Genomic DNA, 25,159 nt, shown 5'->3' on the forward strand with positions numbered 1-25,159 from the left:
CGCCAATGCGTCCTGTGATGAACGCCCTGGTGAAAATGGTGCTGTTTGCTCAGCCAAAGATTTGGCTTAGTGGCTGCTCCTGACCCGCCATCTCCGGACAGCTGTCGTAACGATGCCCGCTGCCGTCGGCATTCTCTCGGGAAGTAATATCCCGGCGCGCTGTGCGCGGGGAGTTGCATTGTAATGCGTGAACGCAGTCAACGGGAGGTCGGGCGCAACTGACTCAACTGAGTCACTCGGTCAGATATGGACCGGCGCCCTGAGGCGTGCAGGCCGGCGTCACCGGACAGCATATCAGTCACGTCATACGTTCGTCTGCTGGGCTCTCTTCGCAGGCGCAAACCTGAACTACGCTGCATCGCAAAGGGCTCACTCAGATGCGCAGAGGGTATATCAGGTTTATGGCGCCTGGATGTCAGAGAACAACACTGACCAGCTCTCGCTCATCAACACGAGAATGAGCGATCCTGTGCTACATACGTGCTCCACTAAAGGTGGTAGTATTATAAACATCAACAGGTTCAGATAGTTATCTGCCTAAACCTGCATATTCATGATATCGGTATACGCCTGCACCAGCTTGTTACGGACCTGAATGCCCATCTGCATCGATACCGAGGATTTTTGCAGATCGATCATCACATCGTTCAGCGCCACGCCGGATTTGCCCAGCGAGAAATCCTGCGCCTGCTGCCGCGCGCTTTGCTGTACGTCACTGATCTGCCCCAGCGCCGATTTTAGCGCGGCGGCAAAGTCCAGCTGCGCCCCACCCTCCGCGCTAACGCCCGACGCCTGACGGGCGCCCAACGCCAGCTGCTGTACCACACCCTCAATGCCCTGAATGGCCATGCTGACTCCCCACGGAATAACCGATTAACGGCTGCAAAATTACCACAGCGCGTAGCGGACAAAGGCGGTAATTAACTGCAAAAAAGCCACCTTATTCAGCCATCGAATTTTGGCACCGGGCAAATAATGGCAGGTGATTAAAGTGGAATTTTTTATCCAGGGCCGCTGCAGGGAGTCCGTTTTGCTTCGACTTAACCATACCACCGGGACCGTACACCGTTCAGGCAGGACAAGGTCATGAATGCTACCGTTACGCCACACGCACCTAACGAGAAGAAAGGCTTCAGTGACCTTGTTGCGCGCCTGCGCGCCAACCCGCGCCTGAGCGGCATCGTTGCCGCCGCCGCCGCCATTGCGGTGATCATCGCCCTGGTACTGTGGGCCAAACAACCCGATTATCGCGTGCTGTATAACAACCTTTCCGATGAAGACGGTGGCGCGATTGTCACCCAGCTGACGCAGATGAATATCCCTTACCGGTTTGACGACCGCGGCGGCGCACTGCTGGTACCGGCGGACAAGGTGCATGAGCTGCGCCTGCGTCTGGCGCAGCAGGGGCTGCCGAAAGGCGGCGCGGTAGGGTTTGAGCTACTGGATAAGGAGCAGTTCGGCATCAGCCAGTTTAGCGAGCAGGTGAATTATCAGCGCGCGCTGGAGGGGGAACTGGCCCGCACTATTGCCACCCTGGGGCCGGTTAAGAGCGTGCGGGTACACCTGGCGATGCCGAAGCCGTCGCTGTTTGTTCGCGAACAGAAAGCACCGTCCGCATCGGTGACCCTGGCGCTACAGCCGGGGCGCGCGCTCGACGAGGGGCAGATCAGCGCTATCGTGCACATGGTCTCCAGCAGCGTCGCCGGCCTGCCGCCGGGAAACGTGACGGTAGTGGACCAGAGCGGGCGCCTGCTGACCCGCAGCGATAGCGCCGGTCGCGATCTGAACGATGCGCAGCTGAAGTATGCAACCGAGGTTGAGAGCCGCTATCAGCAGCGTATTGAAGCGATTCTGGCGCCGATTGTTGGCAGCGGTAACGTCCATGCGCAGGTTACCGCGCAGATCGACTTTGACCGCCGCGAGCAGACCGAAGAGCAATATAAGCCAAACAGCGACCCGGCCCAGGCGGCAATCCGCTCGCGCCAGACCAGCAGCAGCGAGCAGATTGGCAGTGGCCTGCCCGGCGGCGTGCCCGGCGCGCTCTCGAACCAGCCGGCGCCGGCCAACAGCGCGCCGATCGCCTCGCCGGCGGCGAACAGCGCGCCGGCGAGCGGCGCGGCAAACGGCCGCGCGGCGACCGCCGCCGGTAACGCAGCAACCTCGGCCAGCACCCGCGCCGGCAGCGTGCCGACGACCAGCCGCAGCGATAACACCACTAACTACGAAGTGGATCGCACCATTCGCCACACCAAAATGAATGTGGGCGCCGTTCAACGCCTCTCGGTGGCGGTGGTGGTGAACTACCGCACCGATGACGCGGGGAAAGCGCTGGCGCTGAACGCCCAACAGCTGAAGCAGGTAGAGGCGCTGGCGCGCGAAGCGATGGGGTTCTCCAGCCAGCGAGGCGATAGCCTGAACGTGGTCAACTCACCGTTTACGCAGAGCGAGCCGGCCGGCGGCGAACTGCCGTTCTGGCAGCAAGAGCAGACCGTCGATCGCCTGCTGGATATCGGACGCTGGCTGCTGGTCGCGCTGGCGGCCTGGCTGCTGTGGCGCAAACTGGTGCGTCCGCAGCTGCAGCGCCGCAGCGAGGAGGCGAGCACGGTGGCGGAAGCTCACGCTCGCCGCCGCGAGCAGCGGGAGGATGCGGGAGTCAGCGTCACGCTGAGTAAAGATGAACTGAATAGCCAGCGTAAGTCGCAGCACCGGATGAGCGCCGAAATGATGACCCAGCGCATTCGCGAGATGTCAGAAAACGATCCGCGCGTCGTGGCGCTGGTCATTCGCCAGTGGATGAAGGACGAACTATGAGCCTGAGCGGAACGGAAAAGAGCGCCATTTTGCTGATGACCGTTGGTGAGGATCGCGCCGCCGAAGTCTTTAAACACCTCAGCACCCGCGAGGTTCAGCACCTCGGCGCGGCGATGGCCAATATGCGCCAGGTCTCCCACAAGCAGCTGACCGACGTGCTGGGGGAGTTTGAGACCGAGGCGGAGCAGTACGCCGCGCTAAGCGTCAATGCCAATGAGTACCTGCGCAGCGTGCTGGTGAAGGCGCTGGGTGAAGAGCGGGCCGCCAGCCTGCTGGAGGATATCCTCGAAACCCGCGAAACCACCAGCGGTATGGAGACCCTCAACTTCATGGAGCCGCAGGCGGCGGCCGACCTGATCCGCGACGAGCATCCGCAGATCATCGCCACCATTCTGGTGCACCTGAAGCGCGGTCAGGCGGCGGATATCATTGCCCTCTTCGACGAGCGTCTGCGCCACGATGTGATGCTGCGTATCGCGACCTTTGGCGGCGTGCAGCCGGCCGCGCTGGCCGAACTGACCGAGGTGCTGAATAACCTGCTGGACGGTCAGAACCTCAAGCGCGCGAAGATGGGCGGCATCCGTACCGCCGCCGAAATTATCAACCTGATGAAAACCCAGCAGGAAGAGGCGGTCATCGATGCGGTGCGCGAATTTGACGGCGAACTGGCGCAGAAGATCATCGACGAAATGTTCCTGTTCGAAAACCTGGTCGACGTTGACGATCGCAGTATCCAGCGCCTGCTGCAGGAAGTGGAGTCGGAAGCGCTGCTGATTGCGCTGAAGGGCGCCGATCAACCGCTGCGCGAAAAATTCCTGCGCAATATGTCGCAGCGCGCGGCGGATATCCTGCGCGACGATCTCGCCACCCGCGGGCCGGTGCGCATGTCGCAGGTAGAAAACGAACAGAAAGCGATCCTGCTGATTGTCCGCCGCCTGGCGGAGAGCGGCGAGATGGTGATTGGCGGCAGCGAGGAAACCTATGTCTGAGTCACCCCTGGCCTGGCAGCGCTGGCAGCCTGACGATCTGCTGGGCACCCGTTCGCAGGCGGCGGACCCCGCTCCTCCCCGCGACACCGCACCGCTACCGCTGCACGTCGAGGCTGACCTCCAACAGCTGGCGCTGGGCGAGCTGCGCCAGCAGGCGCAGCAGGATGGACAGCGGCTTGGCTATCAGGAGGGGCAGCAGCAGGGGTTCAGCGACGGTCAAAAAGCCGGCTACGAGGCGGGCTATCAGCAGGGACTGGCCGAGGCGCTGCAGCAGCAGGCTCCGCATCAGGCGCGCCTGCAGCAGCTGGTCGCGGAGTTTCAGCACTCGCTGGACGCCCTCGACAGCGTGATCCCCTCGCGACTGATGCAGCTGGCGCTGGCCGCTGCCCGTCAGGTGCTGGGACAGCCGGCGGTGTGCGACGGCAGCGCCCTGCTGCGCCACATCCAGCAGCTGTTACAGCAGGAGCCGCTGTTCAGCGGCCGGCCGCAGCTGCGGGTGCACCCTGACGATCTGCCGCGCATTGAGCAAAGCCTCGGCGCCACCCTCAGCCTGCACGGCTGGCGGTTACTCGCCGATAGCACGCTGCATCCCGGCGGCTGCAAGGTGAGCGCGGAAGATGGCGATCTGGATGCCAGCGTCGCTACCCGCTGGCACGAGCTCTGCCGACTGGCCGCGCCCGGTGAACGATCATGACCGCCCGTCTCTCGCGCTGGCTGGGGGCGCTCGATCAGTTTGAAGCGCGGGTCAGTCGGGTAGCGGACGTGCGCCGCTACGGACGCCTGACCCGCGCCACCGGCCTGGTGCTGGAGGCCACCGGACTTCAGCTGCCGCTGGGTGCAACCTGCGTGATCGAACGGCTGGACGGTACGGCAGTCAGCGAAGTTGACAGCGAAGTGGTGGGATTTAACGGCCAGAAGCTGATGCTGATGCCGCTGGAGGACGTGGAGGGCATCCTGCCCGGTGCGCGGGTATTTGCCCGCAGCGACGGCGAGAGTCCCCAGAGTGGTAAACAGCTGCCGCTCGGCCCGGCCCTGCTGGGGCGCGTGCTGGACGGCAGTGGCCGCCCGCTGGATGGGCTGCCGCCACCGGATACCGGCTACCGTGCCGCGTTGATCACTCCGCCGTTTAACCCGCTGCAGCGCACGCCGATTGTCGACGTACTGGATACCGGCGTGCGGGCGATCAACGCCCTGCTGACCGTGGGTCGCGGCCAGCGAATGGGACTGTTTGCCGGTTCCGGCGTCGGTAAAAGCGTCCTGCTGGGGATGATGGCGCGCTATACCCGCGCCGATGTGATCGTGGTCGGGCTGATTGGGGAGCGCGGCCGCGAAGTGAAAGATTTTATCGAAAATATCCTCGGCGTCGACGGACGCGCCCGCTCCGTGGTGATTGCCGCCCCGGCGGACGTTTCACCGCTGCTGCGGATGCAGGGCGCCGCCTATGCCACCCGCATTGCGGAAGACTTTCGCGACCGCGGACACCATGTGCTGCTGATCATGGATTCGCTGACCCGCTACGCCATGGCGCAGCGCGAAATTGCGCTGGCCATCGGCGAGCCTCCGGCCACCAAAGGCTATCCGCCGTCGGTGTTCGCCAAATTGCCGGCACTGGTTGAGCGTGCCGGTAACGGTATTGACGGCGGCGGCTCGGTTACCGCGTTTTATACCGTGCTCACCGAGGGCGACGATCTGCAGGATCCCATCGCCGATGCCGCCCGCGCGATTCTGGATGGCCATGTGGTTCTCTCACGCCGGCTGGCGGAAGCCGGTCACTACCCGGCTATCGATATTGAAGCGTCAATCAGCCGCGCGATGACCCACCTGGTCGACGACGCCCATTACCAGCGCGTCCGCCAGTGTAAACAGTGGCTCTCCAGCTGGCAGCGCAATCGCGATCTGATAAGCGTGGGCGCCTACGCCGCCGGCAGCGATCCGACCCTCGATCGCGCCATCCAGCTCCGGCCGCAGCTGGAAGCCTTTTTACAGCAGGGAATTTTTGAGCGCAGCAGTTGGGACGAGGCCTGTGCCGCGCTCGACGCGCTGTTTACCTGAACTTGTCTGGAGTCATGCGCATGCCACCACGTTCACCGCTGGACACTCTCCGATCGCTGGCGCAGAAAGACGTCGATGACGCGGCTCTGCGCCTGGGTGAAGTCCGCCGCGCCCGAGAGCAGGCTGATGAACAGCTGACGACGCTGCTCTCTTACCAGAATGAGTACCGTCATCAGCTCGACCTGACCCTGAGCGGCGGCATTACCAGCCACTGCTGGAACAACTACCACCAGTTTTTGACCACGCTGGAGCAGGCTATTGAGCAGCACCGCCAGCTGCTGAACCAGTGGAATCAGCGTCTGGAGCTGGCGCTGCAGCACTGGCGCGACAAGCAGAAACGGCTGAGTGCCTTCGATACCCTGCATACCCGCGCCGCCAGCGCCGCCCTGCTGGCGGAGAACCGTCTCGATCAGAAGCGCATGGATGAATTTGCCCAGCGCGCCAGCCAGAGGAACCGTGAATGATCAATCTGCCGATGCTGACCGCGACGTCCGGACCGGCGGGGCAACCCGTTACCAGCGGAGGAGAAGCCGACCGCCAGTCCACCGCGCTGCCTGACGCCTTTCTGGCGCTGCTGGGCGATCGCCTGCGCGCCGCACCGCCGTCGGCGACGATCGCCGCCTCTGCCGAGCCGCGGTTGTCCGCCGCCGACCCGGCCGACACGTCCGCGCTGCCGGCGGAGTGGCAGACGCTGTTGAGCACGCTGGGCGATCCCGCCAGTCTGCAGGCACGGCTGCCGCCGCAAAGTATTAAAGCCCGGCCGCACGCCGCCGATGATAACGATCGGGCCGACGCCGCGCGGCGCGGCGCGGTAGATCAGCAAGCGCTGCAGGCGCTGTTTGCCATGCTGCCGGTGGCCCCGCCTGCGGTAGCGCCACCGGCGGTAGCCGCCGGTGCGACTGCGCCCGTCGCCGACGCAGGCACGGCGACCCGCCGCGCAGGCGACCTGCTGACGAAGGCCGCCCCGCTGGCCGCACGCAGCGAGACCGGCGGCGCACCGGCGGCCGACGCAGCGGCAGATAGCGCGCGCGGGGCCAGCCCGCCATTGGCCGCGCTGGCCCCGCGCATCCGTGAAGAGGCGACGCCGGCGGCTCCGGTAGCGGCCGCGCAGTCAACGCCAGCGCTGCCCGCCGCTGGCAGTATGGGCGCGGTGGCCCAGCCCGCCGGCCCGGTGCCACCGCCGGTCACGGCCCAGCTGAGTGCCCAACTGGGCAGTCAGGCGTGGCAGCAGGGATTAAGCCAGCACATTATGCTGTTTAGCCGCCAGGGACAGCAGAGCGCCGAGTTGAAGCTGCATCCGCAGGAGCTAGGTGCGATTCAGGTCAGTCTGACGCTGGACAATGATCAGGCGCAGCTGAGCCTGGTCAGCGGTCACGGCCAGGTCCGCGCCGCACTGGAGGCGGCGCTGCCCCACCTGCGCACCGCGCTGGCGGAGAGCGGCATTCAGCTGGGGCAGAGCAGCGTCAGCGGTGACGGCGCCTTCCAGCACGCGGCCTCCGGAGAGCGGCAGCAGGATCATCCGCCCTCACCGGCCGCCGCCCCGATAGCGGCCGCTGATGAGCCAGAGGCCACGCTGACGGTGCCCGCCTCCTTGCAGGCGCAGGTCTCAGGCCGCGGCGGCGTGGATATTTTCGCCTGATCGGGGCAAACGCCCAAGGTGATGGCAAAACGCCTGCCTGTTCTCCGTATTGAACGGGGCCTGGCGCCGGATAATACCCGGGCAAGCAGGGATTCCGGAATGGCGTCAGGCGATATCCGTAACCTTTAAACACACAGGAAGTTACCGCGACTATGTCTGATAACGCAAAAGCCAAAGGCGGCAAGCGCCGCCTGCTGGTACCGCTGGTGCTGATTATCTCCGTTGCCGCATTAGCCGGGGCGGGATACGCCGGGTGGCGGATGTTTTACGCCCCCGCTCATCCCACGGAGCCGGCCCGGACGGAATCGCCCGCGCCGCCGGTCTTTTTTGCCCTGGATACCTTCACCGTCAACCTGGTCAATGAGGAGAACGACATGGACCGGGTGCTGTATGCCGGCTTCACGCTGCGCCTGCCGGATGAGGAGACCCGTCGTCGGATGAACGATTACCTGCCGGAGATCCGCAGCCGCCTGCTGCTGCTGCTGTCACGACAGAACGCCGTCGCGCTGGCCAAAGAGACGGGAAAACAGCAGCTGGTGACCGAGATTAAACAGGTGCTGGCGCCGCCGCTGGTTAAAGGTCAACCCGAACAGATCGTAAACGACGTGCTGTTTACGGCGTTTATCTTGCGATGATGGACAGCTATGGGCGATAACATTCTTTCACAGGCGGAAATCGACGCGCTGCTGAACGGTGACAGTGACGCCGCGGCAGATGAGAGTCCGTTACAACCGGGCGACAATGAGATTCGCCCCTACGATCCCAACACCCAGCGCCGCGTAGTCCGCGAGCGGCTGCAGGCGCTGGAGATCATTAATGAGCGCTTTGCGCGCCATTTCCGCATGGGGCTGTTTAACCTGCTGCGCCGCAGTCCGGATATCTCGGTCGGCGCGGTCAAGATTCAGCCCTATCACGAGTTCGCCCGCAATTTACCGGTGCCCACCAACCTGAACCTGATTCATTTGAAGCCGCTGCGCGGCACGGCGCTGCTGGTGTTTTCTCCCAGCCTGGTATTTATCGCCGTGGATAACCTGTTCGGCGGTGACGGACGGTTTCCCACCAAAGTGGAAGGCCGCGAGTTTACCCATACCGAACAGCGGGTGATTCGGCGCATGCTGAAGCTGGCGCTGGATGCCTACAGCGATGCCTGGCGGGCGATCTATCCGCTGGAGGTGGAGTATGTGCGCTCTGAGATGCAGGTAAAATTTACCAACATTACCACCTCGCCCAATGACATCGTGGTCACCACGCCGTTTCAGGTGGAGATTGGTAATTTAATGGGGGAGTTCAATATCTGTATCCCCTTTTCCATGATCGAGCCGCTGCGTGAACTGCTGGTGAATCCACCGCTGGAAAACTCCCGCCAGGAGGATGAAAGCTGGCGCGATAACCTGGTGCAGCAGGTGCAACATTCGGAGCTGGAGCTGGTGGCCAATTTTGCCGATGTGTCACTCCGTCTGTCGCACATTTTAGCGCTGAAGCCGGGCGATGTGCTGCCGATAGAGAAGCCCGATCGGGTGATCGCCCACGTGGACGGCGTACCGGTGCTGACCAGTCAGTACGGCACGGTAAACGGTCAGTACGCGCTGCGCGTAGAACAGTTGATTAACCCGATGTTGAATTCGCTGAATGAGGAACAGCCCGATGAGTGAAACCAGTAAATCTTCCGATGACAACACCGCTGCGGACGATCTGTGGGCTGAAGCGATGAAAGAGCAGTCAGAAAGCGCCGCGCCCGCGGGCGACGCCGTGTTTAAGCACTTTGAATCCTCTGCCACCAGCGGATCGCCGCAGGATATCGACCTGATTATGGATATCCCGGTTAAGCTGACCGTCGAGCTGGGCCGTACCAAGATGACCATTAAAGAGCTGCTACGTCTGACGCAGGGATCGGTGGTGGCGCTGGATGGCCTCGCCGGAGAGCCACTGGATATCCTGATCAACGGCTATCTGATCGCCCAGGGCGAAGTGGTGGTGGTCGCCGACAAGTATGGCGTGCGCATCACCGACATCATTACGCCGTCTGAACGCATGCGCCGGTTGAGCCGCTAACATGAACACTGCGCCAACCCCCAGCACCTCCCTTCCCGTCGCCGGCCACGCGCCCACCTCCGGCGCCATGCTGACCCAGGTCAGCAGCGTACTGGCCGGCATTATCCTGCTGATTCTGTTTGCCGGCTGGCTGGTGAAACGGCTGGGCTTTGCCGGTAAACGCGCCGGACGCCAGGCGTTGAACATCAGCGCCAGCTGCCAGCTGGGCGCTCGCGAGCGGGTGGTGGTAGTGGACGTGGAGGGCGCGCGCCTGGTGCTGGGCGTCACGCCGCAGCACATTACGCATCTGCACACGCTGCCCGCGGCCAGTCCGCCCTCCCCGGTCACCGGGCCGGAGGCAAAACCGGACTTTCGCCAGCTGCTCAGCGCACTGAAACGAGGACGTTCATGATGGGGCGTTGCATCGCGCTGCTGCTGCTGCTGCTGGTACCCGCCGCCCAGGCCCAGTTGCCCGGAGTGATCAGCACGCCGCTGGCGAACGGCGGCCAGAGCTGGAGCCTGCCAGTACAAACGCTGGTGTTTATCACCTCACTGACCTTTTTACCGGCGATTCTGCTGATGATGACCAGCTTTACGCGCATCATTATCGTCTTTGGCCTGCTGCGCAATGCGCTGGGGACGCCCTCGGCGCCCCCGAACCAGGTGCTGCTAGGTCTGGCGCTGTTTCTGACCTTCTTTATTATGGCACCGGTGTTCGACAAGATTTATCAGGATGCCTACCTGCCCTTTAGTCAGGATAAGATAAGCATGGAAGTCGCGATGGATAAAGGCGCCCAGCCACTGCGCGACTTTATGCTGCGCCAAACGCGGGAGGCGGATCTGGCGCTGTTTGCCCGCCTGGCTAATCAGCCACCGCTGGCCGGACCGGAAGCGGTGCCAATGCGCATTTTGCTGCCGGCCTATGTTACCAGCGAGCTGAAAACCGCCTTCCAAATTGGCTTTACGGTGTTTATTCCGTTTCTGATTATTGATCTGGTGGTGGCCAGCGTGCTGATGGCGCTGGGGATGATGATGGTCCCCCCCGCTACCATCGCCCTGCCGTTTAAACTGATGCTGTTTGTACTGGTGGATGGCTGGCAGCTGCTGGTCAGCTCCCTTGCGCAAAGCTTTTACAGCTAGCGCGCCTGAGCAACCCGGAGAGAACAATGACCCCCGAAGCGGTAATGGTACTGGGACACGAGGCGATGAAAGTGGCGCTGGCGCTGGCCGCGCCCCTGCTGCTGGTTGCGCTGTTGAGCGGCCTGATCATCAGCATCCTGCAGGCGGCGACCCAAATCAACGAGCAAACCCTGTCGTTTATCCCCAAAATCCTCGCCGTGGCCGCGACCGTGGTGGTCGCCGGCCCGTGGATGCTGAATCTGATCCTCGACTATATGCGCAGTCTGTTCAGCAACCTGCCGGCCATGATCGGTTAAGGCCCCTTGCCATGCTGCCCGCCCGTGCGTCGCGATGATAACGTTCGATAGCAGCCAGCTGATGATGTGGCTGGCCCAGCTCTTCTGGCCGCTGGTCAGGGTACTGGCGCTGGTCAGTACCGCACCGATCTTCAGTGAGCGTCAGGTGAGCCACAAAGTGAAGATTGGCCTCGCGGCGATGATCACCTGGCTGCTGGCCCCCGGCCTGCCGGTGGTGCCGGTGACCCTGTTTTCGCCGGCGGGCTTCTGGCTGTTGATCCAGCAAATTCTGATCGGGGTGGCGCTGGGCTTTACCATGCAGCTGGCGTTTGCCGCCGTACGCATGGCCGGCGAAGTGATCGGTCTGCAAATGGGCCTGTCGTTTGCGACGTTCTTTGATCCCGCCAGCCGTCTCAATATGCCCGTATTGGCACGCTTTTTAGATATGCTGGCGATGCTGCTGTTTCTTACCTTTAACGGTCATTTATGGTTACTCAGTTTATTGGCGGACAGTTTTTATACGCTACCCATCGGCGGTGAGCCCCTCAACGGGCAGGCTTTCATGGCGCTGACCCGCGCCGCAGGATTAATTTTTATTAATGGTATGATGCTGGCCCTGCCGATCATTACGCTGCTACTGGGGCTGAATCTGGCCCTGGGTTTATTAAACCGTATTTCACCTCAGCTCTCCGTCTTCGTGATTGGCTTTCCGCTGACCTTATCAATAGGCATGCTGGCAATGGGCATGCTAATCCCGCTACTGGCGCCTTTTTGTGAACACCTGTTTGGCGAAGTCTTTGATTTGTTATCGCGACTGCTCGCCGAGCTGCCCGCCGGATAAAGATTAGCCATTTCACTAAGTGAAGAGACTAATACGTTAAGCCAGTAAAACAGTGTGTGCATTTTTCGAACCATTTTTATCAGAAAATTCGTAAGGATTTTCTGATAAATGGGAAATACCTGCAAAAATGATTCTTATTAAACGGTCTTTGACGTATTTTAGTTTTGAAATGCCGGTGGGTTAGCCAACAGGACCAGTCGAGACTGAAATCATAAGATACTGTTTTTTAACATGTTTCAATATGTATTTTTTTTCTTGTCAGAATACGAATTTTGCGTCATTGTCAACTGACTCACGCAGAGTGATTATTCATCATGTGAATAATTTTGAGAATTGTCTTATCAGCATCCCTCTGACGATGCGACAGAGTGACAATCTCATTTCGGCTAAACGGATGTGATCTGCGTCACTTTTTGACCCGCGATACCGCACGGATGGTGGCTGGCTCAAAGCGCTGTGCTTTGTCGCCCTGAAATCTTATATATAAAGAGCATGGACAGCCTGGTGTCACCTGAATGTCATAATCGTTCAGTTTTAATGCCCGTTAGCTCACGTTTTTGACAGGGGAGTGTCTTACACCGGGAACGCGTAAATCATCGTTGATTCAAACGGATAACATATTTGGTGAGGGCCGCTATCATGCCAACGATTATTATGGATTCATGCAGTTATACACGGATGGGCCTGACAGACTACATGTCGCTCAAGGGTATGAAAAAGAAAAATATTTTTTCCGTTACCGACATCGAGCAACTGCAACTTAAGTGTCATCAGATCAAACCCGGAGTGGTTTTCCTCAACGAGGACTGTTTTATTCATGAGCCTGATGCTAGCGAGCGTATCAGGCACGTTATCATGCAGCATCCCGAGACCCTGTTCTTTATTTTTATGGCGATCACGAATATCCATTTTGAGGAATACTTATATGTCCGCAAGAATTTAATTATTACGTCAAAGTCGATTAAATCTTCAACGCTGGATACCCTGCTACACAGTTATTTTCAGAAACGTAACGTGGCCACGCCCCGGCTGGCATCGGCTGCTCACGACGTGCATCCGCTTACCCTGAGCCAGACGGAATCAAACATGCTAAAAATGTGGATGTCCGGACATGACACCATTCGCATCTCGGAAGAGATGAAAATTAAAGCGAAAACCGTGTCATCGCACAAAGGCAATATTAAACGCAAAATCAAAACGCATAATAAGCAGGTCATTTATCATGTGGTCCGTTTGACCGACAACGTCACCAGCGGTATCTATGTGAATGTGCGTCAGGCTTAACCCCTCGCCTTGACGCGCGGCCGCCGCGGCCCGGTGCGCGTTCGTCACGAGCCCGGGCCGCGCGCCTGACAAATCGCTGTCCGCTTTCAACGGCCTTCCTGGCTGATTTGCGATCGCGATCCCAAATACTCCCCTCAGCCTTTGCCCTCCGCTGCCGATGATCAGGTCAGGGATTGATCCTTTTCACTGACCGGGACTGTGTACCATGATCCTTCGCTCCGTTACGCCAGAAACCTCTGCCCCGCTGCGTTTTTGGCAGCATGTACGTTTGGTGCCGCTGTTTGGCACTATTTTTGCCGCCATTTTGCTGCTGTTTGCTCTGAGCATTGGCTGCGCCAGCTATTTTTTGCTGCACAGCCAGCAGGCGCTAAAGGATGCCACCGTCGAGATCGGTATCCACGCGAACCTGACCGACAGTGCCAATCGCTTACGCAGCGCGCGCCTGACCATTATTCGCGCCGCGGCGGCGGCGCGCATCGGCGATATGGATAGCTTCCGTGCTAACCTGGCGGCCGGCGATGCCCTTATCAACGAGGCGGCGAGCAGCATTGGCCACTACCTGCATCGTACCGGTAAAACCCCGGCGGGTATTGCGCTGGATACGCCGTTACGCAACGCATTTGATGCTTACGTTCAGCAAGGGCTGGCGCCGATGATCGCGGCGGCCAGGCAGGGCAGCTTTGAGGGGGTTATCTCGCAGGAAACGGCGCAGACCAACACGCTCGATGATGCCTTCACGGCCCTGATGCACAAGGCGGTGGCGATCCGCGACGATCGCGCCAGGACCATTAACGCCAGGGCGCACGCCGAAGCCCGCCTGGGCTATATCATGATGGCGGCCGCGTTTTTGGCCGCCGCGCTGCTGACCGCCCTCACCTTCCTGTTTTTACGGCGGGTGGTCATTCATCCGCTGCGCGATACCGTGACGCGCATTGAGCACATCGCGCAAGGAGATCTTACCGCGTCCCCTATCCGCTGGGGGCGCAGCGAGATTGGCGTACTGGGGGACAATGTGCAGCGCATGCAGCAGGCGCTGGCGCAAACGGTGCGCACCGTGCGCGACGGTGCGGTGGCCATTTATCAGGGTACCGGCGACATCACCGCCGGCAATAGCCATCTCTCCTCCCGAACGGAGCAGCAGGCCGCCGCGCTGGAGCAGACCGCCGCCAGCATGGAACAGCTGACCGCGACGGTGAAGCAGAATGCGGAAAACGCCCACCATGCCAGCCAGCTGGCGGCCGACGCCTCCGGCAAAGCCAGCCGCGGCGGCGAGATCGTCGCCGGCGTGGTCAGCACCATGAGCAATATCTCCGCCAGCTCGAAGAAAATCGCCGAAATTACTAACGTGATCAATAGTATCGCCTTCCAGACCAATATTCTGGCGCTGAACGCCGCGGTGGAGGCCGCACGGGCCGGGGAGCAGGGACGCGGCTTTGCGGTGGTGGCCAGCGAGGTGCGTAGCCTGGCGCAGCGCAGCGCTCAGGCGGCCAAAGAGATTGAGGGCCTGATCGGCGAGTCCGTGACGTTAATCAGCACCGGCTCGGGCCAGGTTAGCCAGGCCGGCAGCACCATGGGTGAGATTGTTGATGCGGTGCGGCGGGTGACCGATATCATGGGCGAGATTGCCGCCGCCTCTGATGAACAGAGCCGGGGCATTCAGCAGGTGAGCCAGGCGGTGAGCGAGATGGATAATGTGACGCAACAGAATGCCACGCTGGTGCAGCAAGCCGCTTCAGCCGCGGCGGCGCTGGAGGCGCAGGCGGCGCGGCTGAGTGAGGCCGTTGCGGCTTTTCATCTCGGCGAACCCCGCCTGCGTCCGACGCCGGCCAGCGTCCCGCTGCCGCCAACGCATCCTGAGCTGGCGCAGGCGCCAGCTCAGGAACATTGGGAAACGTTTTAACCCCGCCGCGCCGCGTTTGGCTCTGGCGCGCTTCAGGCCGGGTCCGGCTCGACAAAGACGCCGTCGGGCTGGTCCGCCTCATTGAAAAACCAGATCCCCAGCGGATAGTCCTCCAGCGCTACCAGATACATGGTGCCTTCCTGAAACGGTTCGATGGCCAGCAGCGTGCCTCGCCGACGCGGCCCACCATCCGTTTTCACGGTGACCCGATCGTGAATTTGCATCTGTTCTCCCTCGTGAACCCCCGTGCGGCCCGGCGCAGCCGCTTAGCGACGCGCGATCACCCACACGGCATGAATGATGCCGGGAATGTAGCCCAACAGGGTCAGCAGAATATTCAGCCAGAACGCGCCGCCAAACCCAACCTGCATGAACACGCCCAGCGGCGGTAATAAGATAGCGATGATAATACGTATAATATCCATATCCACTCCGTGTGGTAGTCAGTTGAACACGAATAAGCATAGACGTTAATTACACACTTACCTGGCGGCCCGGCAGCGACCGCGTCGCGCTGAAGCTTCGCATGCTACCTGGCTTATCCCACGATGCTTCGCGAAGCGGGCCTGCGCTTATCGCCTGCCGCCGACCTCCGGTCCGGGACGCCCCCCTCGCCCGGGCGATGGCACGCCCCTTCTGCAGGCGCGGCTCCTCACCGCGCGGGCAGCGACTATACTGGAAAGACCATGACCGCTGCGCTGAGGGCGCGATGATGACACCACGTACTGTACCCGAATCAGATACCGGGCCTGCCGCGCCGCAGGTGGAGCGCCAGCGGCCTGACGGTGAGGAGTGCGCATCGACCCGCCGACGGGCCGATGGCTCCTCCTGCGACAGCTGTCGGGAATTTTGCCTTGAGTTTGAATGGGATGTGGCAGATGCCAGCGCGGCGGAGCTGCGGCGCTAAGCAAAAAAAATCCCGGCCGGTTGCGGCGCGGGATCGAAATTGAGCAGGGAATTCGTTACTTCAGGAAATTTTACAGCCCGTTCAGATTACTATGACTACTTACTAAGACAAGTCGGTTTTTCCGTCGTCTTCCCGCTTGTAGCGGCGGGCCGTTAGCGGCGCGCCTGATACCGGCATACCGGCCGGGTTAGTCGCGCGCGGCTCGCCGTTTTTTAGGAATAATCCTGGTTTTTTTTCTCCACCTGCGCCGTGCTAACCGCCAGAATTTTCATGAGAAACGTTTCGCCAGTCCGGGCTTCACCGGTGAACGGTTAGGTTATACTTGCCCTATCGCATTCACCGATCGATCGGTAAAGTGAGGCCGTAATGGTAATGACGTTATCACATCCCCTGATGGTGGTCACCGATCTGGACGGATCGCTGTTGGACCATCACACCTACCGCTGGGATAACGCGCTGAGCTGGCTGGATCGCCTGCGCGCGCGTGAGGTGCCGCTGGTGTTTTGCAGCAGCAAGACCGCCGCAGAAATCCGCCCTCTGCAGGCGGAGATGGGACTGGAGGACGCCCCCTTTATCGCCGAAAATGGCGCCCGGGCCTCGTGCCTGCTCGACGGTGAACGCCGCGAATTCGGACAGCCGAACTATGGCGCGCTGTGCGCTTTTTTACGGCAGCTGCGGGCCGACAGCGGCTTTCGCTTTACCGGCTTTGCTGACGCGACCGCGCAGCAGGTGGCGGACTGGACCGGCCTGTCGCTGGCTAACGCGCGGCTGGCCATGCAGCGCGAGGCCGCCGAATCGCTGATCTGGCGCGACAGCGAGGCGCACTTTGCGGCGTTTCGCCAGCGGCTGCAGCAGGCCGGGCTGCAGCTGACCGAAGGCGGACGATTTTGGCACGTCATGCCGCAGGAGGCGGGAAAAGGCCTTGCGCTGGCATGGATGTTGCGGGAGTTCGCCATGGCGGGGCAGACCTTCACTACGCTCGGGCTCGGCGATGGCCCCAATGATGCGCCGATGCTGGAGCTGGTAGACTACGCGGTAGTGATCAAAGGTCACAGCAAAACTCCGGTAACCCTGATGCGCGACGCCAGTTCGCGCGTCTACTACGCAACGGCTCCGGGGCCGACCGGATGGAGTGAGGGACTGTCGCACTTCCTCCTTTAGGGCCGCCGGCGCAGGGGCCGCCCCCGGGGAGTACGCCCTGTGTGATTTCAGCGGCACGGACTCATGACCACTTTCCCTTCGCTGGATCTCCGCAGAGATACCAGGCGGGCACGGGTGCCGGGCGCAATGTCACCGCATTGGCTGCTGCTCCGCCAGTTTTCTGAACGGGAAGGCGATGCGCTGGACCACAGGGTTAACGGGCTGGGGCAGATCCCGGGGCTGAGCGAAAGGGTTACCGGCCTCGATCGCGCCGAGCGCGATCGCTCCCTGTTTGCCCGGTCGTGCTCTCCCGCCCGCTGTGACAGGACGGCTCGCCTCTGCGCGCGCTGGATGCCGAGCTGGCCGGGGCCGGCCTCGCGCCACGTCAGCCCGGTAAAGGCCGCAGCGTCTGGTACGGTACTGATACACGCTGGCCTCCCTCCGCGTTGACCGCGTCGCGCTGCACGATGGCGACACTCGCACCTGGCGACGTGAGCTGCTGGACCGGCTGATCTATCCGGTCGCCTGCCCGACACTGAATGCCGCCGTTGCCAAAGGCAGCTGCGCGCGGGTGGCCAGTGACCGGCTGAACGGCCGGGTTGACCGCCTGCTGCCCGGTCCGCTGCCGCAGGCGCGCTCCATAAAGTATGCGGCCATAGCGACTGGCTGGATTATCTGAGCGGCTTTCGCAACCCCCTCTCCGGCAAGCTTGCCCGGCAACCCCGGGGGTGAAGGTCATGAAGTTCCCCGGCGACTGAGGCTGGGGATTGGCGTACCGTCAGCCCCCTACCGCCCCGTCAGACAGGCCAGGCCAACATGGCCGATGGCGGCGGTCTGCGCCGCATGAGCGGTGATATCGTGCCGTCGCTGCCGGGCAAACTGCCCCCTCGGCGTGCCGCTGAGCAGCGATTGATTCCGCGAGCTCAAGGCAACCCACTGCGCTATGCGCTGGATCGGATTGAGGGTCACAGCCACGAGGCGCCCATGAACCGGCTGGCGCTTACTGAGCATGGCGAAGAGGCGGCCGTGGGGATAAACCACCCCTGAGGCTGGCCGTTCGTTTATGGCCGCCCAACGAACGGCCCCTTATTTCCAGCGGGTCACGCGGAGCCTCGGCGCTGCCCGCGCGGCGGCGCGCCTCGTTCAGGCCGTCGAAGAGGACAATCGCGGGCGGGGCTAATCCGCACTGCACACCCGATTGCGTCCCTGCTGCTTAGCCAGATAGAGGCGTTTATCGGCGATCGACTGCAGGGTGGCCGGCAAATACGCCCCGCATTCATCGCTGGCGGCAGCGCCAAACGAGGCGGTCACTTTCAGACTGCGGTCGCTGGCGATCAGGACCTCCTTACGCGCCAGCCTTGCGCGGAGTCGCTCAGCTATCTGCGCCGCCTCCGCCAGCGTCGTGTTGGGCAGAAAAATACAAAACTCCTCGCCGCCTACCCGGCCGGCAATATCTCCCTCACGCAGTGCCTGATTCAGCAGCCCGGCAGCCTGCGCCAGGGCGAGGTCGCCGGCCGGGTGTCCAAACCGATCATTGATCGATTTAAAGTGGTCGAGATCAATTTGCAGTAGCGCCACCGGCTGTTGTAAGCGCTCTGCCTGCGCGGCGGCGCGGCGGGCGACGTCAAAAAAGGCCGTGCGGTTATAGAGCCGGGTGAGTCCGTCATACCAGGCCCGATGATGGAGGTCACTCTGCAGCTGCACCATGCGATTCACCATCCGGACTATCGTTTGGTGCGAAAGCAGCAGCACCAGGCTGAACAGTATCCACATGCCAAACAGCACCAGCGTTAACCGGCCATAGCTGCCCAGCAGCCCCTGGCGCAGTGACTGAATGCTGATCAGCACGCCGTCGAAGTTGTGCAGCCGGGTCCAGCTCAGATAGCGGGAGCCGAGGCGCAGCTGGCCAGCGGATTGCGCGCCGATCGCCTGCCGCAGCTGCTGCAGCTCGGGCGAACTCAGGTAGCCATCCCGGCGGCGCGGCTGCTGGCCTGAAACCGCCACGGTGTTCAGCTGGCTATCCAGCAGTGCCAGCTGACTTTCGCTGTCGCCGTTAACGGCGCTCTGCAATAGCTGGTGCAGCCGCTGACGCGAAAAATCCATCGCCAGCACGCCATACCAATAGCCGGCATAATCAACCGGGATGCTGACGGTCAGGGTCGGTCCCTCATCCAGCGCTCCGCAATAGAGCCCGCTCCACAGCCTGTCGCGCCGGGGATTGCCTGCGTAGTTCATTGCCTGAAAATAGGGTCGGCTGATCATCGCGCGAAAGCTTTTTTCCGCCTCCTGCAGGCTGCCGGGCGGCGTGGCGCTGACAAAGAAACCCGCGCGAGACAGATACCAGGTACGCGATTGCAGATCGTGGGCCGGATCGTTGAGGCGCAGGATCGCGCTGAACTCCAGCGCGGCGATAAATTCGTCGCGCAGCCGCCGCGGATCGCGCCGATCCAGCAGCGGACTCGCCGCCACGGCGCGATCGCCGACGCCGTTAATCGGCAGGCCGCGGTGGTTATCCGCGCTGAGCTGCCAGAACGCCCGCTGGCGCACGTCGGCAAACGCCGCCAGCGCCTGCTGGTTGATATCGGAGGCAATGGGGCTGCTCAGAGCATAGCGCAGCATCGCCCGATAGAACAGCAGGCTGTCGAGGCTGTATTGCCACTGGCGATCGAGGGTGGCGCCGACCGCCTCAAGCTGCTGCCGCTGGCTCTCCTGATAGGCGTTTTTCAACACCAGCGCTTCGCGCCAGGTGAGCAGAGAAGAAAAGAGAAATACCACGATAAAACAGACATGGACCCGCACCCTGGGATGCCGTTTTCCCCGTGCGGTTTCCGCCAGCCAGACCGCTTTCATCCGTTGTACGCTCCTGCCAGTCTCAGCACCATCACGCGCTCGCGTCCGGCCCGTGCCGCCGGCAGGCGATGCGCGATTCTTGTTACGCGCTCCAGCGCCTGACTGGCGCGTGAGGTAGGGATTATCGGTTTAACTTACCGCGGCCTGGGGTAAAAAAAGGGAAAGACGCTGGTCTTCCCCTGACTGCCACTTAAATTTTGCAGCCTTCGCAGTCCGCCTCATCGCCGACGTCAGCCGGCACTTCGTCCGCTTTTTCAGCCGCTCTGGCTTGCGCCTGCTCCAGCTCAGCATCAATGTCGAATTCAAAAATATCGTCTTTCATCGGGACTCCCGTCAATTACTTCGTGGCCAATCAGGCTGCGTTATACCGATTTTCCCCGCAGTTTTGCAATCATATTTACCACCAGCAGCACGATGGATCCACAGATGAGACCGACAATCAGGTTAGCGACGTTACTGACGATAGTGGCGAATACTCCCTGTAGCGCTCCGCTGAATTCCGCCAGCCAGTGATGCAGCGGCGCCAGACCGTGAACGATGATGCCGCCCCCCACCAGAAACATGGCCAGTGTGCCGACCACCGACAGCACCTTCATCAGCCACGGAGCCGCCGCCAGCAGGCCGCGCCCGATCCAGCGGTTCAGTGCTGCCCCGCGCCGGGTCAACCACAGGCCAAGATCGTCGATTTTTACAATGCCCGCCACGATGCCGTAGACCCCGATCGTGACCAGGATGGCAATGCCCGACAGGATCAGCACCTGATTGAGCCGCGGGGCTTCGGCCACCACGCCGAGAGTGATGGCAATGATCTCCGCCGACAGGATAAAATCCGTCCGAATCGCCCCCTTAATTTTTTGTTTTTCATACTCGCGCGCCTCCTGCTGTCCGGCCTGCGCCAGCCGCGCTTCGCGCGCTTCTGGCGACGTCGACTGCGGGTCCCGCTGCAGGCTGTGCAGCACCTTTTCCGCGCCTTCGTAGCACAGGTAAGCGCCACCGATCATCAGCAGCGGCGTCACCAGCCAGGGCGCCAACGCGCTGATCAGCAGCGCCAGCGGTACCAGAATCAGCTTATTGATAAACGATCCCTTCGCCACGCCCCAGACAACCGGCAGTTCGCGATTGGCGCGCACGCCGCTGACCTGCTGCGCATTCAGCGAAAGATCATCACCGAGCACCCCGGCGGTTTTTTTGGCGGCGACTTTGCCCATCACCGAAATATCGTCCAGCAGCGTAGCAATATCGTCCAGCAGCGTGAGTAAACTTGTTCCAGCCAAAATCGTTTATCCTTGCGTTAATGTTCATCCTGACAGCAGGTACAGCCCTGCATATCATGCACTACCATATCGGCGACCCCGTCGCTCTGCCATTCGACCCGCAGCGGCCCCTCGAGCGGGCCGGGATGGTGCACAATTTTACTCACCGGACTCTCGGTCATGCCTTCAATGTTTTCGCTGGCGATCAGCGTATCGCCGAGGTAGATTTGCGCCGTTGCGCACGTGCGCACCATGCGTCCGCCGTCCAGCTTCCAGAGCCGACGAACCGTTAATTTTATGCGTGCCATCGCGTCACCTGTGAAAAAAGAGTAGCGCGCCAGCCTGCTGACGGCGCGCCATGACGGGAGACCTCCCTCCAGCCGCCCGGATCGCCGCTTACCCAGCACTGGCTGCGCGTGGATGATGACTCATCAGTACGCCCGGTTCCGCTGTAGAGTATGGATAATGTTGCGCTAATATGCACGGTCACCGTGCCACGCCTGGCGCCATTATCTTCTGCCGCCACGGCCGCGGAGTGAAGCCGTTCGCGGCGGCCGCCGGGCGATACCGCCGTGGGACGCCCGAAGCGCGGCCAGCGCTGTGTCGGTGCCAGCGAGGGGTTCCGAAGGAAAGGCCGCCGCGCCCGCCGCCTGGCATGCAGGATAAGCCCCCGGTCGGTGAGTCGCTTACGCTGGCAGCACGTCAGCCGGCCGACGCCGCTCCGGGGGCGGCTAGGTTCGCGCCTGAATCCCCTGGCCATCAATTTCCGCATTGCCGCTGCCGGCGCAGATCCACTCTTCAAGGCGCGGGGTCAGCGCGGCATCAGAGAGCCGGGTCTTACCGCGCAGCGCGCACTCCCAAACCAGCAGGACCCGCCAGCCCGCTGCCGTCAGGGTGGCGATGTGGCGCTCATCGCGCAGCACATTACTGTTGATTTTCCCCATCCAGAACGCGGTGCGGGTTTCCGGTACCTTAAACAGATGGCAGTGGTGACGATGCCAGAAACAGCCGTGAACAAAGATGATCACCCGGTAGTCGTCAAGGATAAAGTCGGGCCGCCCCGCCAGCATCTTATCCTGTGAGCGATAGTCAAAGCCCCCCTGCCGCAGCAGTTGGGCGAGGTGTGATTCAATTGCCGTGTCGCGGGTGCGGATCGCACGCATATTTTTGCTGCGCACATTCCGGGAGTGAACGTCAGCCATGCCGCTTCCCTCTTCAGCAGTGAGAGCCTGACTTAGCCTACTCCTGCCGGACGCGGCGGCAAAGTAAATTCCGCCTGCCGTGCGACGGCTTCGGCAATCCACGGGCGCAGCAGGCGGGCGACGGCGGCAAACGCGGGCACCACCACCGAATTACCAAACTGACGATAGGCCTGGGTATCGGAGACCGGAATGCGCCAACGCTGCTCACCGGGCTGTTCAAAGCCCATCAGTCGCGCACATTCGCGCGGCGTCAGCCGGCGCGGGCGGCGAGCCTGATTGTCCGGATGGTCGAAATCCGCCTCGCCCAGGGCGCGATCCCAGCCGCGATCGATCAAAATTTCGGAGCCGTCTTTGTAGTAGCGCGCCGACAGGGTGCGCACCACCCCGTCGACATGCGCCGGATCCACCAGCCCAAAACCGAAACCGTTACCGCGCGCCTGATGCTTTTTCGCGTACTGATAAAGATACTTCCAGAGCACCGGAGTGAGAATGTATTTCTCCTCCACTGACGCATCCAGCAGCGCCCGCAGCGGCAGGCGCTGCGGTGGATAGTGCGTCGGCAGCGCGCGCAGGCTGAAGGGCGGCAGCGCCAGATCGCGCCGCATGCCTACCAGCACGATACGTTCGCGGTGCTGCGGCAGAAAGTGTTTGCCATCAATAATTTTTGGATCGGGGCTGCCCTGGGCATCGGCATCCGCGACGTCGTAGCCCAGCTCGTCCAGCGTGGCCATGATGATGCGGAACGTGTTGCCGCCGTCATGGCTTTTGAGATTTTTCACGTTCTCCAGCACAAAAATCGCCGGGCGCCTGGCCGCGATGATCCGCGCCACATCGAAAAACAGCGTGCCCTGCGCCTCGCAGGCAAAGCCGTGAGCCCGTCCGAGCGCATTTTTCTTCGACACGCCGGCCAGCGAAAAGGGCTGGCATGGAAACCCCGCCAGCAGCACGTGGTGCTCAGGGATGTGCGCCGCAATGTGCGCCCGCGCCTGCGCTTCGTCGATATCCGACCGGTTGCTCAGGGTTATCTCGCGGATATCGCTGTTAAAGCGGTGCCGTTCGGAATCGCAATACCAGTTAGCCTTGTAGGTACGCACCGCCTGGTTATTCCACTCGCTGGTAAAGATGCACTCGCCGCCAATCGCCTCAAAGCCGCTGCGGATCCCGCCAATACCGGCGAACAGGTCAATAAAGCGAAAAGCGTAATTAGGGTGATGCGCCGGCGGCACCGGCAGTAATGCCCGCAGTCGCTCAAGCTCGGCGGCCATCAGCGGCTGCGCGCGGCGGGCGGTTAGCCAGCGTTTCAGTCCCTCCGGCCGCCACGGCTGATGACCGACGGCACTGAGCGCTGCCGCCAGCGTTTTCGCATCGTAAATGCTGAACAGTTGACGAACTAACTGACGATCGGCCGTCAGCGAGGACTCCCGGGGCTGGCCGGAATCGGAGGAGTTTGGGGTTTTCATGCGCTCACTGTAAGGTCCTGGGGCAGCGTGATGCAGCGCGTCACGGGCCGGCTTAAAATGGCTACCAGGATAATCGAGCGCGGCGTCAGACGCAATCCAACCGCCGCACGAGAGGAGCACAGCGGGGGCTTAGCTCCCCCCGTTTTGCTATTTTTTCTTCTTTTTCTTCAGCAGGCTGCGAATTTGCCGCAGCTCCGCCGCGCTCAGTGGCGTAACGTCCTCTTCTTCAACCGCCTGACTATCTACGTCATGCGCCGGCGCCTGCAGGCTCTGCTCCAGCCGCTTAACCACCTCCTGGCTGACGGATGTGTTATTTTCCAGCGCGAGCGCTTTCAGCATCTCTTTTAACTCCGGACTCACTTTCAGGGTGAGGTTTACATTACCTGTCATGCTATTTTTCTCCTGAGAATGATGTCATTACGTTAGCGAAACCGTTACCCATTAATCTATATGTCACAAAAATTTAATATGCCAGCCGGCGGGATGAAAAGGCGCTGAGTACCGCCTCATCCACGGCAAAAAAATCCCCTTTCAACTCCGCACTGAGCTTTGCCATAAAGGTGACCAGAAAATCCGCGTTATGCTGGGCCAGCCGCCGTCCCTCCTCCGTCTGCATGGTATCCGGCAGGCGCAGCAGCTTGGTCTGGAAATGATCGAGCGCCCAACGGCTGTCGTCCAGCTCGCGCTGGTGCCCCAGCGGATCCTGGGGGTGAAACAGCGCCTGGCCAAGCGCTCCTGACACATAAAAGACCCGCGCCAGCCCAATCGCCCCCAGCGATTCAAGGCGATCGGCATCCTGCACGATCTTCGCTTCGGGGGTCAGGGGCGGCACGGCGGCGCTGAAACTGTGCGCGTGTACCGCATGGGCCACCGGTTCACGCAGTTCCGGGGGGAAATCGGGGAACACCTGCTGCAGTATCCGCCGGGTTTCCTCGGCGCTGAGGCGGGACGCGAGGTGACGCTGGGGATGATCTTTGGGCAGATTAACCACATCATGAAAGTAACACCCCGCCAGCACCAGCAGCGCATTAGCCTCGGTGTGCTGCATGATGTGCTGCGCGGTTTGCCATACCCGCGCCAGGTGAGCCACATCATGAGCCTTATCCGCCTGCGGCCAGGCCTCCTGTAACCACTTTTCAAAGCGGTTCTGCCAGAACGTGAGCGACATCGGCACCTCCTTTTTATCTCCATCCGGTCGGGGCATCAGGCCAGCCGCCGGCGGGTTCTCCCTCTCGGGTAGCGGGTTACACCGTTAATGGCTAACGAATGGCGCGGCGCTGCCGACAATAAAGCGCCAGCGCACCACAGCGTCAAGCATAAGTAAAAGTTCCGTCTCAGTCAGTGGCTACGCTATAACTGAAGTGAGTGGTAGGATTCAAGCATAG

At 61.5% G+C, this 25,159-nt stretch carries 30 protein-coding genes; 19 read left to right on the forward strand and 11 right to left on the reverse strand.

What is annotated here, in order from left to right; all coding sequences use genetic code 11:
* Positions 1-537 precede the first annotated feature (537 nt).
* Entirely contained in the window at positions 538-849 is a 312-nt protein-coding gene (gene fliE, locus BS626_RS16710) for a flagellar hook-basal body complex protein FliE (RefSeq protein ID WP_075183519.1), read from the reverse strand.
* Between the two features lie 237 nt (positions 850-1,086).
* Here fliE and fliF point away from each other — a divergent pair, with 237 nt between their 5' ends.
* From fliF to BS626_RS16785, 15 genes are all read left to right on the forward strand, one after another.
* Positions 1,087-2,811 (forward strand): flagellar basal-body MS-ring/collar protein FliF, encoded by a 1,725-nt coding sequence (gene fliF, locus BS626_RS16715; RefSeq protein WP_075183520.1) that lies wholly within the window; start codon positions 1,087-1,089, stop codon positions 2,809-2,811.
* Positions 2,808-3,800: a flagellar motor switch protein FliG gene (gene fliG / locus BS626_RS16720; protein WP_075183521.1), complete on the forward strand. Its 993-nt coding sequence runs from the start codon at positions 2,808-2,810 to the stop codon at positions 3,798-3,800. Before fliF ends, fliG begins: the two co-directional genes overlap by 4 nt.
* Complete coding sequence (fliH, locus tag BS626_RS16725; protein WP_075183522.1) at positions 3,793-4,494, forward strand: flagellar assembly protein FliH; 702 nt, start codon at positions 3,793-3,795, stop codon at positions 4,492-4,494. The genes fliG and fliH overlap by 8 nt, the downstream gene beginning before the upstream one ends.
* The gene (gene fliI, locus BS626_RS16730; RefSeq protein WP_075183523.1) at positions 4,491-5,852 is read left to right on the forward strand and encodes a flagellar protein export ATPase FliI; all 1,362 of its coding nucleotides are present in this window, start codon (positions 4,491-4,493) and stop codon (positions 5,850-5,852) included. The genes fliH and fliI overlap by 4 nt, the downstream gene beginning before the upstream one ends.
* 20 nt (positions 5,853-5,872) lie before the next feature.
* Complete coding sequence (gene fliJ, locus BS626_RS16735; RefSeq protein ID WP_075183524.1) at positions 5,873-6,316, forward strand: flagellar export protein FliJ; 444 nt, start codon at positions 5,873-5,875, stop codon at positions 6,314-6,316.
* The gene (locus tag BS626_RS16740; protein ID WP_075183525.1) at positions 6,313-7,491 is read left to right on the forward strand and encodes a flagellar hook-length control protein FliK; all 1,179 of its coding nucleotides are present in this window, start codon (positions 6,313-6,315) and stop codon (positions 7,489-7,491) included. The genes fliJ and BS626_RS16740 overlap by 4 nt, the downstream gene beginning before the upstream one ends.
* Positions 7,492-7,643: 152 nt before the next feature.
* A complete protein-coding gene (fliL, locus tag BS626_RS16745) occupies positions 7,644-8,126 on the forward strand; it encodes a flagellar basal body-associated protein FliL (protein ID WP_075183526.1) in 483 nt (160 codons plus the stop codon).
* Positions 8,127-8,135: 9 nt separating this feature from the next.
* A complete protein-coding gene (gene fliM / locus BS626_RS16750; protein WP_075183527.1) occupies positions 8,136-9,143 on the forward strand; it encodes a flagellar motor switch protein FliM in 1,008 nt (335 codons plus the stop codon).
* Entirely contained in the window at positions 9,136-9,543 is a 408-nt protein-coding gene (gene fliN / locus BS626_RS16755) for a flagellar motor switch protein FliN (RefSeq protein WP_075183528.1), read from the forward strand. Before fliM ends, fliN begins: the two co-directional genes overlap by 8 nt.
* A 1-nt stretch (position 9,544) precedes the next feature.
* On the forward strand, positions 9,545-9,934 hold the full coding sequence (gene fliO / locus BS626_RS16760) for a flagellar biosynthetic protein FliO (protein WP_075183529.1): 390 nt from the start codon (positions 9,545-9,547) through the stop codon (positions 9,932-9,934).
* Positions 9,931-10,662 carry a flagellar type III secretion system pore protein FliP gene (fliP, locus tag BS626_RS16765; RefSeq protein ID WP_139308851.1) on the forward strand — a complete coding sequence of 244 codons (732 nt, stop codon included), beginning with the start codon at positions 9,931-9,933 and terminating at the stop codon, positions 10,660-10,662. The genes fliO and fliP overlap by 4 nt, the downstream gene beginning before the upstream one ends.
* A 26-nt stretch (positions 10,663-10,688) precedes the next feature.
* Positions 10,689-10,958 carry a flagellar biosynthesis protein FliQ gene (fliQ, locus tag BS626_RS16770; RefSeq protein WP_075183531.1) on the forward strand — a complete coding sequence of 90 codons (270 nt, stop codon included), beginning with the start codon at positions 10,689-10,691 and terminating at the stop codon, positions 10,956-10,958.
* A gap of 34 nt (positions 10,959-10,992) precedes the next feature.
* A complete protein-coding gene (fliR, locus tag BS626_RS16775; RefSeq protein WP_075183532.1) occupies positions 10,993-11,778 on the forward strand; it encodes a flagellar biosynthetic protein FliR in 786 nt (261 codons plus the stop codon).
* Positions 11,779-12,417: 639 nt separating this feature from the next.
* The gene (rcsA, locus tag BS626_RS16780) at positions 12,418-13,062 is read left to right on the forward strand and encodes a transcriptional regulator RcsA (RefSeq protein WP_075183533.1); all 645 of its coding nucleotides are present in this window, start codon (positions 12,418-12,420) and stop codon (positions 13,060-13,062) included.
* A 205-nt stretch (positions 13,063-13,267) separates the two neighbouring features.
* On the forward strand, positions 13,268-14,962 hold the full coding sequence (locus BS626_RS16785; RefSeq protein WP_075183534.1) for a methyl-accepting chemotaxis protein: 1,695 nt from the start codon (positions 13,268-13,270) through the stop codon (positions 14,960-14,962).
* 32 nt (positions 14,963-14,994) lie between these two features.
* On the opposite strand, the gene dsrB is transcribed toward BS626_RS16785, so the two are convergent.
* Positions 14,995-15,186 carry a protein DsrB gene (dsrB, locus tag BS626_RS16790; RefSeq protein WP_075183535.1) on the reverse strand — a complete coding sequence of 64 codons (192 nt, stop codon included), beginning with the start codon at positions 15,184-15,186 and terminating at the stop codon, positions 14,995-14,997.
* A gap of 42 nt (positions 15,187-15,228) precedes the next feature.
* On the reverse strand, positions 15,229-15,387 hold the full coding sequence (locus tag BS626_RS16795; RefSeq protein ID WP_075183536.1) for a YqaE/Pmp3 family membrane protein: 159 nt from the start codon (positions 15,385-15,387) through the stop codon (positions 15,229-15,231).
* Positions 15,388-15,674: 287 nt separating this feature from the next.
* On the opposite strand from BS626_RS16795, the gene BS626_RS18440 reads away from it, so the two are divergent.
* From BS626_RS18440 to BS626_RS18450, 4 genes are all read left to right on the forward strand, one after another.
* Positions 15,675-15,869: a DUF2525 domain-containing protein gene (locus BS626_RS18440; RefSeq protein WP_139308852.1), complete on the forward strand. Its 195-nt coding sequence runs from the start codon at positions 15,675-15,677 to the stop codon at positions 15,867-15,869.
* Between the two features lie 372 nt (positions 15,870-16,241).
* Positions 16,242-17,030: a mannosyl-3-phosphoglycerate phosphatase-related protein gene (locus BS626_RS16800; protein ID WP_371328512.1), complete on the forward strand. Its 789-nt coding sequence runs from the start codon at positions 16,242-16,244 to the stop codon at positions 17,028-17,030.
* A 126-nt stretch (positions 17,031-17,156) separates the two neighbouring features.
* Positions 17,157-17,459 carry a hypothetical protein gene (locus BS626_RS18445; RefSeq protein WP_139308853.1) on the forward strand — a complete coding sequence of 101 codons (303 nt, stop codon included), beginning with the start codon at positions 17,157-17,159 and terminating at the stop codon, positions 17,457-17,459.
* Between the two features lie 366 nt (positions 17,460-17,825).
* Complete coding sequence (locus BS626_RS18450) at positions 17,826-18,056, forward strand: hypothetical protein (RefSeq protein WP_139308854.1); 231 nt, start codon at positions 17,826-17,828, stop codon at positions 18,054-18,056.
* Between the two features lie 129 nt (positions 18,057-18,185).
* Here the strand turns inward: BS626_RS18450 and dgcQ are convergent, their stop codons facing one another.
* The 8 genes from dgcQ to BS626_RS16840 all read right to left on the reverse strand — a co-directional run bounded on the left by dgcQ (position 18,186) and on the right by BS626_RS16840 (position 24,942).
* Positions 18,186-19,859: a cellulose biosynthesis regulator diguanylate cyclase DgcQ gene (gene dgcQ, locus BS626_RS16810; protein WP_075183538.1), complete on the reverse strand. Its 1,674-nt coding sequence runs from the start codon at positions 19,857-19,859 to the stop codon at positions 18,186-18,188.
* A 190-nt stretch (positions 19,860-20,049) separates the two neighbouring features.
* Entirely contained in the window at positions 20,050-20,181 is a 132-nt protein-coding gene (locus BS626_RS19005) for a hypothetical protein (protein WP_256374865.1), read from the reverse strand.
* Positions 20,182-20,221: 40 nt separating this feature from the next.
* Complete coding sequence (locus BS626_RS16815; RefSeq protein WP_075183539.1) at positions 20,222-21,133, reverse strand: DUF808 family protein; 912 nt, start codon at positions 21,131-21,133, stop codon at positions 20,222-20,224.
* A gap of 17 nt (positions 21,134-21,150) precedes the next feature.
* Complete coding sequence (locus BS626_RS16820; RefSeq protein WP_075183540.1) at positions 21,151-21,420, reverse strand: hypothetical protein; 270 nt, start codon at positions 21,418-21,420, stop codon at positions 21,151-21,153.
* A 423-nt stretch (positions 21,421-21,843) separates the two neighbouring features.
* The gene (locus BS626_RS16825) at positions 21,844-22,314 is read right to left on the reverse strand and encodes a very short patch repair endonuclease (protein WP_075183541.1); all 471 of its coding nucleotides are present in this window, start codon (positions 22,312-22,314) and stop codon (positions 21,844-21,846) included.
* Between the two features lie 32 nt (positions 22,315-22,346).
* Entirely contained in the window at positions 22,347-23,774 is a 1,428-nt protein-coding gene (locus tag BS626_RS16830; RefSeq protein ID WP_075183542.1) for a DNA cytosine methyltransferase, read from the reverse strand.
* 147 nt (positions 23,775-23,921) lie between these two features.
* Positions 23,922-24,164 carry a hypothetical protein gene (locus tag BS626_RS16835; RefSeq protein WP_075183543.1) on the reverse strand — a complete coding sequence of 81 codons (243 nt, stop codon included), beginning with the start codon at positions 24,162-24,164 and terminating at the stop codon, positions 23,922-23,924.
* 73 nt (positions 24,165-24,237) lie between these two features.
* A complete protein-coding gene (locus tag BS626_RS16840; protein ID WP_075183544.1) occupies positions 24,238-24,942 on the reverse strand; it encodes a phosphohydrolase in 705 nt (234 codons plus the stop codon).
* Positions 24,943-25,159 lie beyond the last annotated feature (217 nt).

Source organism: Pantoea sp. 1.19 (assembly GCF_001922585.1).
In the GTDB taxonomy this organism is placed as follows: Bacteria; Pseudomonadota; Gammaproteobacteria; order Enterobacterales; family Enterobacteriaceae; genus 1-19.

Bases quoted from the DNA above. Each gene is read 5' to 3' on its own strand.
- fliQ (WP_075183531.1), top strand. From the start codon at position 10,689: ATGACCCCCGAAGCGGTAATGGTACTGGGACACGAGGCGATGAAAGTG.
- BS626_RS18440 (WP_139308852.1), top strand. From the start codon at position 15,675: ATGACACCACGTACTGTACCCGAATCAGATACCGGGCCTGCCGCGCCG.
- BS626_RS16825 (WP_075183541.1), bottom strand. From the start codon at position 22,314: ATGGCTGACGTTCACTCCCGGAATGTGCGCAGCAAAAATATGCGTGCG.
- fliE (WP_075183519.1), bottom strand. From the start codon at position 849: ATGGCCATTCAGGGCATTGAGGGTGTGGTACAGCAGCTGGCGTTGGGC.
- fliJ (WP_075183524.1), top strand. From the start codon at position 5,873: ATGCCACCACGTTCACCGCTGGACACTCTCCGATCGCTGGCGCAGAAA.
- BS626_RS16820 (WP_075183540.1), bottom strand. From the start codon at position 21,420: ATGGCACGCATAAAATTAACGGTTCGTCGGCTCTGGAAGCTGGACGGC.
- BS626_RS16795 (WP_075183536.1), bottom strand. From the start codon at position 15,387: ATGGATATTATACGTATTATCATCGCTATCTTATTACCGCCGCTGGGC.
- BS626_RS19005 (WP_256374865.1), bottom strand. From the start codon at position 20,181: ATGAAAGACGATATTTTTGAATTCGACATTGATGCTGAGCTGGAGCAG.
- fliI (WP_075183523.1), top strand. From the start codon at position 4,491: ATGACCGCCCGTCTCTCGCGCTGGCTGGGGGCGCTCGATCAGTTTGAA.
- fliO (WP_075183529.1), top strand. From the start codon at position 9,545: ATGAACACTGCGCCAACCCCCAGCACCTCCCTTCCCGTCGCCGGCCAC.
- BS626_RS16740 (WP_075183525.1), top strand. From the start codon at position 6,313: ATGATCAATCTGCCGATGCTGACCGCGACGTCCGGACCGGCGGGGCAA.
- fliP (WP_139308851.1), top strand. From the start codon at position 9,931: ATGATGGGGCGTTGCATCGCGCTGCTGCTGCTGCTGCTGGTACCCGCC.
- fliH (WP_075183522.1), top strand. From the start codon at position 3,793: ATGTCTGAGTCACCCCTGGCCTGGCAGCGCTGGCAGCCTGACGATCTG.
- BS626_RS16840 (WP_075183544.1), bottom strand. From the start codon at position 24,942: ATGTCGCTCACGTTCTGGCAGAACCGCTTTGAAAAGTGGTTACAGGAG.
- BS626_RS18450 (WP_139308854.1), top strand. From the start codon at position 17,826: ATGGCCGATGGCGGCGGTCTGCGCCGCATGAGCGGTGATATCGTGCCG.
- BS626_RS16785 (WP_075183534.1), top strand. From the start codon at position 13,268: ATGATCCTTCGCTCCGTTACGCCAGAAACCTCTGCCCCGCTGCGTTTT.
- dsrB (WP_075183535.1), bottom strand. From the start codon at position 15,186: ATGCAAATTCACGATCGGGTCACCGTGAAAACGGATGGTGGGCCGCGT.
- BS626_RS16800 (WP_371328512.1), top strand. From the start codon at position 16,242: ATGACGTTATCACATCCCCTGATGGTGGTCACCGATCTGGACGGATCG.
- BS626_RS16835 (WP_075183543.1), bottom strand. From the start codon at position 24,164: ATGACAGGTAATGTAAACCTCACCCTGAAAGTGAGTCCGGAGTTAAAA.
- BS626_RS16830 (WP_075183542.1), bottom strand. From the start codon at position 23,774: ATGAAAACCCCAAACTCCTCCGATTCCGGCCAGCCCCGGGAGTCCTCG.
- fliL (WP_075183526.1), top strand. From the start codon at position 7,644: ATGTCTGATAACGCAAAAGCCAAAGGCGGCAAGCGCCGCCTGCTGGTA.
- dgcQ (WP_075183538.1), bottom strand. From the start codon at position 19,859: ATGAAAGCGGTCTGGCTGGCGGAAACCGCACGGGGAAAACGGCATCCC.
- fliG (WP_075183521.1), top strand. From the start codon at position 2,808: ATGAGCCTGAGCGGAACGGAAAAGAGCGCCATTTTGCTGATGACCGTT.
- fliR (WP_075183532.1), top strand. From the start codon at position 10,993: ATGATAACGTTCGATAGCAGCCAGCTGATGATGTGGCTGGCCCAGCTC.
- BS626_RS18445 (WP_139308853.1), top strand. From the start codon at position 17,157: ATGTCACCGCATTGGCTGCTGCTCCGCCAGTTTTCTGAACGGGAAGGC.
- fliM (WP_075183527.1), top strand. From the start codon at position 8,136: ATGGGCGATAACATTCTTTCACAGGCGGAAATCGACGCGCTGCTGAAC.
- fliF (WP_075183520.1), top strand. From the start codon at position 1,087: ATGAATGCTACCGTTACGCCACACGCACCTAACGAGAAGAAAGGCTTC.
- fliN (WP_075183528.1), top strand. From the start codon at position 9,136: ATGAGTGAAACCAGTAAATCTTCCGATGACAACACCGCTGCGGACGAT.
- rcsA (WP_075183533.1), top strand. From the start codon at position 12,418: ATGCCAACGATTATTATGGATTCATGCAGTTATACACGGATGGGCCTG.